The organism is Stenotrophomonas rhizophila (assembly GCF_003751305.1).
Lineage (GTDB): Bacteria > Pseudomonadota > Gammaproteobacteria > Xanthomonadales > Xanthomonadaceae > Stenotrophomonas > Stenotrophomonas rhizophila_B.
The window spans coordinates 44890-56883 of the sequence record NZ_RJKV01000004.1 but is presented as its reverse complement, the minus strand read 5'-3'; the positions used below and the strand labels follow the sequence as shown (position 1 = coordinate 56883).

Genomic DNA, 11994 nt, shown 5'->3' with positions numbered 1-11994 from the left:
CATGCAGAAGCATGCCAATCTGCTGTTCTTGTTCCGCCAGTTGCTGGGGCGTGAACTGGCGGCTCGCTACCGGACCACTACATTAGGGGTGCTCTGGCTTGTGCTTCAGCCGGTATTGATGCTTTGCGTCTACACCCTTGTGTTCAGCGGTGTATTCAAGGCCCGTTGGGCCGGTGCCGAATCCACGGGTGACTTCGCACTCATGCTGTTTGCTGGGCTGGTGCCATTCACCCTGTTGTCCGAAGTACTGGTGACTGCGCCTGGGATCATTGCGGGGCAGCCAAACTTCGTAAAGAAGGTGGTGTTCCCGCTGCCGGTGCTGTCCATGGTGAAGGTCGCCGCGGCTCTGACCACGGCCGGCATCGGCCTGCTGATTCTGCTGGTCGCGCAGATATGGCAATCCGGCCTGCCCTCGGCCTGGGCGCTGACTGCGCCGCTTATCCTGCTCGAAATGACCCCGATGCTGCTGGCAATTGCCTGGTCGCTGTCGGCTCTGGGCGTGTACCTGCGCGACATCGGTCAGTTCGTGGGCATCTTGAGCAGCGTGCTGCTGTTTCTTAGTCCCATCTTCTTCCCTGCCAAGGCCATGCCCGAGGCTGTGGCCGGGCTGATCCACTTCAATCCACTGGTGACGCCGATCGAACAGTTGCGTGCGGTTACGGTGCAGAATTCGGCGCCTGACCTGGCCGCACTGCTGCCACACTTCACGCTGTCGGTCATCTTCGCGCTGTTGTCCTACGCACTCTTCCGTCGCCTGTCGCGCGGATTCTCGGACGTCCTATGAACAGTATGCTTCCCGCTGACACGGCAACCCTTGCCGACGCGGCGATTGAAGTCCTCAACGTCACCAAGGACTACCCGGTCTACGCCAGCCCTCGCGATCGTCTGATGTCCCTGCTGCGGCCGTCCGGTGATCGCGCCAGCCGTACCTTCCGTGCTCTGGATGGGGTCAACCTGGTCGTGCCACGCGGTGAGACCGTCGGCATCATTGGCCGCAACGGCGCAGGCAAGTCCACGTTGCTGCAGATCCTCTGCGGGACGGTACGGCCGACCTCCGGGTCGGTGAACATCCGTGGTCGTTTCGCGGCGCTGCTCGAACTCGGTGCAGGCTTCAATCCGGATTTTTCCGGGCGCGACAACGTCTACCTGAGTGCTTCGCTGCTGGGTCTGAGCCGCAAGGAAGTGGACGAAAAGCTGGAGTCGATCATCGCCTTCGCCGACATAGGCGATTTCTTCGATCGGCCGGTCAAGACATATTCCAGCGGCATGTATGTGCGCCTGGCCTTCTCGGTGGCCATCCATACCGAGCCGGACGTGCTGATCATCGATGAAGCCTTGTCGGTAGGTGACATCCGCTTCCAGATGAAATGCCTGGCCAGGATCGAGCAGATCCGCGCACGCGGGGCCACCATCCTGTTCGTGTCGCATTCGCTGGAGCAGGTCAAGCGCTTCTGTCAGACCGCGCTTTGGCTGGAAGGCGGTAAGGTCAAGCTGCATGGCGAGGCCAGTTTCGTCGCCGATCGCTTCCGCGATTACGAGCTGGGTCGCGAGCAGGCGAGCGAGGCTGCCACGGAAATCTGCCGTGCGCCGCGTCCGGACAGCATTCCCGCGCATCTGGAGACGGTCGCCCTGAGCACCGATATGCTTGCGCCGTTCGAACCGCTCAGCGTGGATATCAGCTACACCGTGGTCGACGATGCGGTGCAGGGCCTGTTACTCGGCGTGGCGATCAAGGGCATGGATGGTTTGCACATCTTTGGTCCGAACACCTACCTGGAGCGCGTGCAGATCCCGACCTCGCGTGGATCGCATCGCGTCACCTACCATATTCCGTCGATGACCCTGCTCACTGGCACTTATCGTGTCGACGTTGGCCTGTTCACAGACAAGGGCCTGGTCTGCCTGGACTACTTGTCCGAAGCGAGTGTTTTTACCGTGGCTGCGCCGTATTTCAGCGAAGGCGTCGTCTATATCCCCCATGAGTGGAAGGTCCATGACGTCGACGCTTCTTGATATCCCGTTCGACCACTACCAGCGTTACGCTGCGGCCGCACACCTCCTCCAAGCCCTGGAGCTTGAGGCGCCCAGCGTGCTGGAGGTAGGTGCCAATCGACAGCGCCTGTTGGGGCAGTTCTTGCCACAGGCGACCTTCCTCTACACCGATCTTCACGCGGAAGGCGATGAGAAGGATTTCGTGGTGGCTGACGCCACCCAGTTGCCGTTCGGCGACCGAAGTTTCGATGCAGTGGTATCGCTGGACGTACTGGAACACATTCCCGCGCCGTTGCGCGCACGTGCAGTAGCAGAGATGGCGCGCGTCGCGAACCAGATGGTCGTAATCGGCTGTCCGCCTGATGAACCGTGGGTCCGTGAGGCTGAGTTGGATGCCAATGGCCGCTGGCACGAGCTGTATGGCGAAGATTATGTGTGGCTGCAGGAACACAAAGAGTTCGGCTTGGTCGATTCTTCCGAGGTGGAGTCCATTCTGGCCGCGGCGGGCTTGCAGGTGCTGCGCTTCGGCCAGGGCGATGCACGGCTCTGGGCCAGCTTGATGGGGTCTCACTTCATCAAGGTGAAGTTCCCGGAACTGGAGCCGTTGGTAACGGCAGCCGACCGTCTCTACAACAGTCGCGTATTTGCTGGCGATCACAGTGACCAGCCCTACCGTCATTATTACGTGGGTGTTCGCAACGTCGATGATGCGGCGCGCTTGCAAGCGCAACCGCCATTCCGGAGCGCGCGCGACGAGGAAGCAACGGCGATGCTGTCGCATCTGGCAGAGGGCCTGCGCCGACTGGCACTTCGCGCCGACAATGCCGAGCAGGAATGGTCTTCAACGGCGCGTCTGTTGCAGGCCTATATTACGGATCTGGACGTCGCCAAGCAGGAGTGGGGCGCCACCGCTGCATTCGCGCATCAGCTGCAGGCTGCCAAGGACGTGAGCGATGCTCAGTGGCTACAGGAACAGCAGGCCTCGCAGGCGCTTCGCGAGGTCATCGAACAGGACCGTGTAGCCGCAGAGGCACGCGAGCTCACGATCAAGGAGCTCCGCTCCGAGTCCCAGGTCCGTTCGCACGAACTGCAAGAGGCGCAGCAGCAGATCATCGCGCTCCGAGAAAGAGTCGAACAGGAACTGTCTGCGCAACAGACACTCTCTCAAGATGTCCAGCAGCTCCAAAGACTGCAGGATGAAAAAGCCATGGCGTACCTGCGCTCGCGCCGCCGCTGGCAGAGCGCGGTTGCCGTTTGTGCAGTGGGCGGGAGCGTCCTCGGTCTACTGGCGGGTTGGGCATGGTTGTGAAATACGCCATGACGAATCAATGCGCTGCAGTAACGTCTTCAGGAGATGAATGATGCTGGGAAAAGTTAAAGGACTACTCCGTGCGATTTACTGGAGCCTGCGCCGTGCAAGCCTTCAGGGCGTATCGGCCACCAGCGTCGTCGGAGCCTTCGTGCGCGCTGCGCGGAAGGGTCCGCGTCACCTTGCGAGGACCATTGCGGCCTATGCCAACGGAAGCAGCGTGTCTGCTGCCCCGGTGGTGGCGCCGGATGAGTATGCCCGATGGATGCAGGCGCAGCCGCCGCAGCCGGTACCGGCCGACGCCGGCTTGATCAGCGTGATAATGCCCGTCTGCAATACGCCAGAGAACTTCCTGCGCGAGGCGATCACAAGTGTGCAGCAGCAGACGTACCGGAACTGGGAGATTTGCATCCATGATGATGCGTCTGACCAGCCCCACGTCGCGAAGATCCTTGCGGAACTGCAGCGCGAAATTCCTACCTTGCGGGTCACACGATCAGTGCAGCGTAGTGGCATCGCAGCAACCACCAACGCGGCTTTGGCCCAGGCTGGTGGTCGCTGGGTCACTTTCCTGGACCATGATGACCTCCTCGAACCCGATGCGCTGGCAGCAGTTGTCGCATGTCATGTCCGTACCGGCGCAGACATCGTCTATTCCGATCACGATGTGTTGGGGGACGATGGTCGTCTGCGTCATCCGTACTTCAAGCCCGACTGGAACCATGATCTGTTCATGGCCCAGATGTACCTGGGCCACCTGGTCAGCTTCGAACGTGGCGTCATCCAGCGCCATGGCGGACTGGACAGCAGTTGCGATGGCTCGCAGGATTACGACCTTGTGCTGCGCTGCGTGGCGGACGGTGCGCGCGTGTCCCACGTGCCGCGCGTGCTGTATCACTGGCGTGCTCACGCAGGTTCGACGGCGGCGAATGCCGGTTCCAAGCCCTACGCGCACGATGCTGGCAAGCGCGCCATCCAACGCCATGTCGATGTGCTGTACCCCGGAGCGCAGGTGGACGACGGCAAGCAGCTCTTCTGCTACGACGTGCGCTATCCGCTCGCTGCACCAGCGCCCATGGCAAGCATCATCATTCCGACGAGGGATGGCCTGGATCTGCTGCGTACCTGCGTGGACTCACTGCTATCGATGACCGATTATCCCGCCTACGAGATCATCGTAGTCGACAACGGTTCCACCCAGCCGGAGACCCACGCGTGGTTGCAGGAGATGTCGCAACGCGACGATTTCCGGGTCATCGACGCCAACGTGCCCTTCAACTGGTCTGCGTTGAACAACCTGGCCGCCGCCCAAGCGCGTGGCGATGTGCTTGTGTTCCTCAACAATGATACGGAGGTCATCGAAGGCGATTGGCTGCAGCGTTTGGTAGAGAACGCGATGCGCCGCGATGTTGGTGTCTGCGGTCCGCTGCTTTTGTACGGAGATCGCACCATTCAGCATGCTGGCGTGGTACTCGGCATGGGTGGATGGGCCGATCATGTCTTCAAGGGCGAAGTGCCGCAGCACAATCAAAACCTGTTCGTGTCGCCGGTGCTGCAGCGCCAGGTGTTGGCGGTCACTGGCGCATGCATGGTCATCGCGCGCAACAAATTCGAGCAGGTAGGCGGCTTCGACGAGTCGTTCATCGTGTGTGGCAGTGACGTCGAGCTGTGTCTGCGCGCGTACGCCGCCGGCTTCCACACGGTGTACGTGGCTGGGGCCGCGATGATCCACCACGAATCGAAGACCCGCGATCCGCGTGCCATCCCCGAAAGCGATTTCGTGCGCTCGGCGCAGGCTTACTCTCCGTACCGCGAGGAAGGCGATCCGTTCTACAGCCCCAACCTGGATTACATGGCATCTTCGCCGCGCCTGAAGCGGAGCGAGGCATGAGTCGTCTGGCTTCACTGCTGAGACGTGTCGCCGGTCGTCTTGAAGCGGGCGGCCCGACGAGTGTGGCCCCGGCCACCAGCGTCGGGGAAATCACGCCCTGTGAGGCGCGTCACGACCCGTGGCAGGGCAAGCGACTGAACTTGGTGCTGCCCTCGATCAACCGCCGACACTATTTCGGCGGTATCCACACTGCGGTGCTGATCTATCGGGAGCTATGCCGTTTCTTTCCCGCGTCGCGCATCATCCTGGTCGACAGCGAGCCAGACGAGGAAGCGCTGTCGCGCTTCGCCGACCATACGTTGGTGCCCGCAGGTGCCACGTCCGATGCACAGCGTCAGATTGTTCCGTTCAGTGATCGCTACGGCAAGACCTTGCCCATTGCCGGCGAGGACATATGGGTGGCGACCGCCTGGTGGACGGCATATGCCGCACAGCGGCTGTCGGCCTGGCAAGGTGCCCACGGCGGGATCGACCGTCCGATGGTTTACCTGATCCAGGATTTCGAGCCGGGTTTCTATGCATGGTCCAGCCAGTATGCGCTGTCGCTCAGCACCTACCGGTGCGACCGCGACATCGCAATTTTCAATACCGGCCTGCTCGCCGAGTTCTTCGCCCACCACGGAATGCGGTATGCAACTGCCAGCGTATTCGAGCCGGTGCTGCATGACGGCCTGCGTACTGCCCTGGCCCAGGCGCGCATTGCCACCACCGCGCGAGAGCGGCGAATCGTCGTCTATGCGCGCCCAGGGACCCCACGCAACGCGTTCGAACTGATCTGCGAAGGTCTGCGCCTGTGGGGCTGGAAGGATCCGCGCTCGGCCCAATGGCAAGTAGCCGCCCCGGGTGAGATCGAAAGCGACCTGGACTTGGGGCCGTTCAAACTCAAGGCGCTGGGCAAGCTGGACATCGATGCGTACGCCGCGCTGCTGTCAACGTCTTCGATCGGGCTGTCGTTGATGGTGTCCCCGCATCCCAGCTACCCGCCTCTGGAGATGGCTGCCTTCGGTATGTCGGTGTTGACCAACCGGTATGACAACAAGCGGCTGGATGAGACCGTGCCCAATATCCACTCGCTGGCGTCGATGACGCCCGAGGCTATCTGCGAGGGGCTGAGCGCGCTGGTCGACGCGTGCGAAGCGCGTGGCTTGATGCCCGCGCCGGTGGCCTCCGGGGGCCATCCGTTGATGGCGCAGGGCAGTTTCGACCGGATCGCCGCCGGCGTGGCACAGGCACTGGCGTAGCCACGTCGATGGGGGCGAGTGCAAAGGGATTGGACAGGGGACGTACATTGGATGTGTTGAAAACATGCATGCACGGCAAGCGCTGGATGTTCTTGCTGTATCTGGTGGTGGTGGCGCTGTTTGCCAGAACCCGCTGGCAGTTCGAATTCATGCTGTTGCTCACGGTGTCGCTGTTGACGATGTCGCTGATCGGACACCGGCTGCTCGTCTGGTTGGGGATAGCGCCGCAGCCGGGTGCACCGCTGGTGTTCTTCAATGCGTTGCTGGGCCAGTTCGTCCTGATCGTGGTCTGGCTGCTGTGCAGCCCGCTGACCTACGTGTGGACCCGGGGATTGGGTCTACCATGGGCGATGCCGTTGCTGGTGATTGGCGTGGCCGGTCTTGCAGCGTGGAGTCTGCTCAAGAGCAGGGCGCAGTCGATGGCGGTGGGGTGCGTGGTGCCGACTCCTCTGCTCGCGTGGGTGCCGGCATTGCTCGGCGGCTTGGTCTGCCTGAAGTTTGCCGCCTACTACTCCATGCGCGCAGGCAGCCTGGGGTTGGATACGCACCAGCACATCGCTTTCAGCCTTGACCTGTTCCGCGCTGGCTATCCCAAGCTCAGCGCGGGCAATACAGACTGGCTGGAAAAGTACCCGAAGATGCTGCACCTGCTCACCTCGTTATGGGCGTGGCCGGGTCTGGGCCACCACATGGGCCCGTTCCTGAAGGTGCAGCCTGTGTTGCAGGCGACGCTGGCACTGTTCGCGCTCTTCGAACTGACCGCTTGCTGGCTGCGCCGGAGCCTGGTCGATCAGCGCCTACAGCTCGCCTTCGTTGCGCTGGTGTCCTTGCTGTGGTGCTACGTGATGGTGCGTGGCACGTCGTACTTGTACCCGATGTCAGACTTAAACAGCACGGGGCGGTTGGCAGCGTTCGGCGTATTGCTCGCGCCAACGCTGTGCGCTGTCCTGTGCTGGCTGGTGCCAACGCGGGCGAGTCAATTGCTGGCGTGGACGTTGTTTGCATTCGCTGGTGCAATGGCGGCCAAGCTCAACCCGTCGCTGGTCATTGGCTATGCAAGTTATGCCGCGCCGCTGTTCGCTGTAGTGATGCTGGTGCCGTGGTGGAAGAGCGGCGGGGTCGTTGCACGGTTGGGGTGGCCGGTGCTTGGGATGTGTGTCGGTGGAGTTCTGGGCTGTCTGCTGCTTGCATCTGACCCGTACTATCTGCAGCTTCTGGCGGAAGTCAGCCCCGGTATCCATCACTTCGTCGAGCAGACTCTTGGTTTGCAAGTACTCGAAACGTCACACGATATCGAGTCGGCCAGTGGCGGGCTTTCACGTCTGTGGGAGGTTCTGCGCTGGGAGCTGTGGTACGGCCCGCAACCAGCGCTGTGGGACCAAGGCCTGCCCGCCGCCGCACAGATATTCAGTGCCAAACTGCTCTGGGCTACGCGCGGGGCCGCAGTGATGTCATTGCTGCTCAGCTTGGCCTTCATCGTGTTGATGCCGGGCAAGTTGCCGCAGCGTAATGGTTTCGTGCTGCTGCTCCTGCTGCAGTGCGGTGCATTACTAGCAGTGATGATTGCACTTCGCTCTTCGAACATCATCTCGCTTTTGCTCGGGCACGACACGCTTCAGGCCAGTCTGCTCAGTACTTACACGCAGCGCTATGTAGATCTGCTGGCGATGTACAGTGTTCCGATTCACTGGCTGCTGCTATGCGCCGCCACTGTGCTTGGCTGGGACACCCTGCGTTCGCTGCGCGCCACGCTGGATCCAAATACCGTGGCACCCCGCTGGGCGGGCTGGACGTTGTTGATGGTGCTGCTTGCTTGTGCGGTGGCCTTTCGCAAGATTGATATCCAAGGGCCTCCGCCCAAGAGCATGGGCTGGACGCTCCCGATCACCGAGAAGAAGGTGCGCCAGTTCCGAGCGGCTGAGGCCCGACTGCCCAAGGACGCCGTGGTCCTTGCGCCGGCCTACAGCAAAGTGCTCAACGGGCGCGAAGACTGGGTGCTGCCGGCGGGTGAAATCGCCTCCTACCTGCCGTTTGGCGCTCGCGATTATCTATTTAACGTGCGGCTGGGTAGTGGCTACGCTCTGCAAGCAGGCGACCTGGATTCCGCGTTCTGTCATGCCTCGCGTGCAGATGCACGTGCGCTGCTTCGCCGTTACGGGATTACCCATATCATCGCCACCCGCGGCACTGCCCGCGCACCGCTATTTGACCGGGAGTACTGCTCGCTGAGCTATCGCGACCTGGGCATTTGGGGCAGTGAGGTGTCTGAAGGGCCGGACGGCATTGTCTTCTACCGTATTCTGCCCTGACCATGATCTGCCGAGAGATTCCGATGAGTTCCCTGCCGCTCGCTTCCGCCCATCCGCCCCGCGTTGCCGTGGTCATTCCCTGCTACAAAGTCACACGGCACATCCTTGGGGTGATCGAGGCGATTGGGCCAGAGGTGAGCGCCATCTACTGTGTCGATGATGCTTGCCCGGAGTCCTCTGCAGACCTGATCGAGCGCCAGAACACCGATGCTCGGGTCAAGGTGGTGCGCCGTGCGGAGAACGGCGGCGTAGGTGCGGCCGTGCTGAGTGGCTATGCCCAGGCAGTGGCCGATGGCATGGACGTGATGGTGAAGATCGACGGCGATGGCCAGATGGATCCGCTGTTGCTGCCGCACTTTGTTAATCCCATCCTGCGAGGTGAGGCCGACTACACGAAAGGTAATCGCTTCTGGGATCTAACCCAGATCCGGCAGATGCCCTGGATTCGCCGAGTAGGTAACCTCGGCTTGTCTTTTTTGGCAAAGGCCTCGACCGGCTATTGGGACACCTTCGATCCCACCAACGGCTACACTGCCATCCACGCTCGCGTGGCCGAGCGGCTGCCGGTGGACGCGATAAGCAAGCGCTACTTCTTCGAAACCGATGTATTGTTCCGGCTCAACACAATGCGTGCGGTAGTCGCCGATGTGCCGATGGACGCCCGTTATGGAGACGAAGATAGTAACTTGAGCGTCGGCAAGGTGCTCGGTGAGTTCGCGGTCAAGCACCTGCGAAATCTGCTCAAACGCATCGCCTACAACTATTACCTGCGCGACCTGTCCATCGCGTCCTTCGAGCTGATCGCTGCCGCCACACTGCTGTTCGGTGGTGCCACTTATGGCGGCTGGCACTGGTGGCAGGCCGCCTCGCAGGACGTGCCTTCGCCGGTCGGCACGGTGGTATTGCCGGCGATTGCTTTGGTCAGCGGCCTTCAATTCCTGCTTGCCTTCATCGGTTACGACATCGCCGCCGTGCCGCGTCGTGCGTTGCACGGCTCGCTCGTACCGCTACGATAATTCATGCCCGCGACGAGGGGACGTGGTCCGCTTGCTATTCCGTCAGATGATGATCGGTGTCCGGTCATCGGGCCTAAGGCCCGATGACCCGTAGCGCCTTGATCTATTGGTAATTGAAGGCACCGCTGCAGATTCCGGGAAGCACAACCTTCATCGGACCAGGCGTCAGCGCGGCGCGGGGCGCATACAACTTGAAGGGAGCGCCGAAATCCTTGCTGTCGGCCCCTCGTTCGGGGACTGCCAGGACACCACGGCCGATGATTTTGTCCTGCGCATCCAGCAGATACAGCGTGCTCAGACTGTTACCCAGCCGTTCGTCCACCAGGCCCCCCTGCAGGCGCGTCCAACCTTGGGACTTTGGCAGGTCAGTCGTGACCGGGGGTACCACGCCGCAGCCTTCTACAGGTGCGCCCACGTAGACCGTTCCGATGCTGTCGGAGGCATCGCGGATCCATGGGTTCGCGAAGATTGACAGATCCTGCGCAGCAGCTTCGTGTGCGATCTTCAGCACGCGCGGTGAATCGGGATAAGTCCACATGAGCTGCTCGTCATCGCGGACGCCCATCTCCAACGCCATCGCGGCGACCACCCGCTCGAAATCAGCGAGTGGATTGTGCTTGAGCGCATTCCGCTGTAAGGGCACAAAGGCCAACGGGATGATCAACAGCAGGCTTGCCCAGTGGCCGCGCGCCCACGCGAAGCGGGTCGACAGACGGGCCACGCCCAGCACCATCACGCAGCCGATGATCAGCAGGGCAGGCGTGGTGTAGCGGCTGGCAACCGCGCTCTCAAGGCCAAATACGATCCGGCTTGTGGAGATCGCGAACGCAGAGGCGCCCAAGTAGGCGAGGAACAGGCCGATTACCAGTTCCATGTCGACCGACTGCCGCCGCCGCAACAGCGCCGCTCCGCCGAGGAGGACGGCCAGCACCGTGATCACGCCACCGCATGCGGCAGCCAGCCGCACATTGGGCGCGGCCTCGGGCACGAGGTGCGCGAACGGGCTGCCCAAGTAGGCGAACAGGAACCACAGTACGCCGCGCGGCTGACGACCCAGTGTGGTGGTCAAGGAGTCCCCGCCCGGCGACGCATAGCCATGGAAGTAGAGCGCGCAGACCGCGATGGCGACCAGCACGGCCAGTACGCTTCGCCTCCATCCTTGGCGACCGATCACGCACCCAGCGACGATCAGCCAGGATGCCATTACGCCGTTGGCCATGCTGCCGGCGGCGACCACCCCCACCCCCAGGCTTGCCGCGAACCACCAAGTCTGGCGTTGGCCGGGAAGACTGGACTTCCACAGCAGCGCCAGTCCTACCAAAGGCAGCAACTGGGCAAGGAAGAACTGGCTCTGGAAGCCCCAGGTGAGGTTGTTTTCCTGAGTCCACAGATATGACAGACTCAGGATCACCGCCATGGTGATCTTCATGCTGGTTGTGACCGGCCTATCCAGACGCGAGGCGCACCATGCCAGCAGCCCGAACATCGCGGCCGCCAGTATGTAGTTGACGATCAGCAGGAATACCGCCTGCCCGCCGAAGTACTTGAGGTCGAGGAAGAACAAGGCACGGGCGAGCACAATGCGATGCTCGTTGTGCTGTGCCCACCAAGCCGATGCATCCACCTGCTGATGCATGTAGAAGCCAAGCGAGCCATCCCACATGTCCCAGAACGGCACCGGACTATGCGCGCGTGCACCGGCGATGACGCCAAGCACCGCGAAGGCTAGCGCGAGTACGAGGCCTGCACAGAACGCGGGATTGTCCGCGAGGTAGCCGAGCACGCCGCGTCGGGAAGCGGCAGACGGTGACGTCGTCATGGACGTGGCTCCTTGGTTTGCTTAAAAGTGAGGTGCTTGTGGCCGAAGTAGCTCACAACCGCTGGCGCCGCGATGCCCAGCGCATGCGCGATGGTTTCAGGATGGAAAGTCATGCCCAGCCAGGGAAAAACGTAGTGGGTAAACAGCAGGCTGATCAGCAACGTCTGCACCAGGGCGAGCATGTTCACTGCCACGAACCAGAACACCTGGTGGCTCAATGACCTGTCAGCGTCCTTGAAGACGAACGCACGATTGAGCAGAAAGGCTGTCGCCATGCCGACCAGGTAGGCCAGGACGATCGCCCAGGCATAGCCCATCACCTGGCTGAAGGCGATGCGCGAACCGAAGTTCGCCATGGCAGCCAGGCCGCTTGCGGCGATAAAAAGCATAAACCGACGATCGATCATGGTATGGCAG

Annotated in this window: 9 protein-coding genes; 7 read left to right on the top strand and 2 right to left on the bottom strand. The window is 61.8% G+C overall.

Annotated features, from left to right (window positions below; translation table 11 throughout):
* Position 1: 1 nt before the first annotated feature.
* From EDF74_RS17200 to EDF74_RS17170, 7 genes are all read left to right on the top strand, one after another.
* Positions 2–784: an ABC transporter permease gene (locus EDF74_RS17200; RefSeq protein ID WP_123731253.1), complete on the top strand. Its 783-nt coding sequence runs from the start codon at positions 2–4 to the stop codon at positions 782–784.
* A complete protein-coding gene (locus EDF74_RS17195) occupies positions 781–2013 on the top strand; it encodes an ABC transporter ATP-binding protein (RefSeq protein WP_428999178.1) in 1233 nt (410 codons plus the stop codon). Before EDF74_RS17200 ends, EDF74_RS17195 begins: the two co-directional genes overlap by 4 nt.
* A complete protein-coding gene (locus tag EDF74_RS17190) occupies positions 1994–3301 on the top strand; it encodes a class I SAM-dependent methyltransferase (RefSeq protein WP_123731252.1) in 1308 nt (435 codons plus the stop codon). Before EDF74_RS17195 ends, EDF74_RS17190 begins: the two co-directional genes overlap by 20 nt.
* Before the next feature lie 265 nt (positions 3302–3566).
* Positions 3567–5192 (top strand): glycosyltransferase family 2 protein, encoded by a 1626-nt coding sequence (locus EDF74_RS17185; RefSeq protein WP_311316922.1) that lies wholly within the window; start codon positions 3567–3569, stop codon positions 5190–5192.
* Between the two features lie 140 nt (positions 5193–5332).
* Entirely contained in the window at positions 5333–6433 is a 1101-nt protein-coding gene (locus tag EDF74_RS17180) for a hypothetical protein (protein ID WP_311316921.1), read from the top strand.
* A 68-nt stretch (positions 6434–6501) separates the two neighbouring features.
* Positions 6502–8742, top strand: coding sequence for a hypothetical protein (locus EDF74_RS17175; RefSeq protein ID WP_123731249.1), 2241 nt, complete (start codon positions 6502–6504; stop codon positions 8740–8742).
* A 23-nt stretch (positions 8743–8765) separates the two neighbouring features.
* Positions 8766–9758 (top strand): glycosyltransferase family 2 protein, encoded by a 993-nt coding sequence (locus EDF74_RS17170; RefSeq protein WP_123731248.1) that lies wholly within the window; start codon positions 8766–8768, stop codon positions 9756–9758.
* Between the two features lie 103 nt (positions 9759–9861).
* Here EDF74_RS17170 and EDF74_RS17165 read toward each other — a convergent pair whose 3' ends face one another.
* Together EDF74_RS17165 and EDF74_RS17160 are read right to left on the bottom strand one after the other, a co-directional pair.
* Positions 9862–11577 carry a hypothetical protein gene (locus tag EDF74_RS17165; RefSeq protein WP_148045972.1) on the bottom strand — a complete coding sequence of 572 codons (1716 nt, stop codon included), beginning with the start codon at positions 11575–11577 and terminating at the stop codon, positions 9862–9864.
* A complete protein-coding gene (locus EDF74_RS17160) occupies positions 11574–11984 on the bottom strand; it encodes a GtrA family protein (protein WP_123731246.1) in 411 nt (136 codons plus the stop codon). The genes EDF74_RS17165 and EDF74_RS17160 overlap by 4 nt, the downstream gene beginning before the upstream one ends.
* Between the last annotated feature and the right edge of the window lie 10 nt (positions 11985–11994).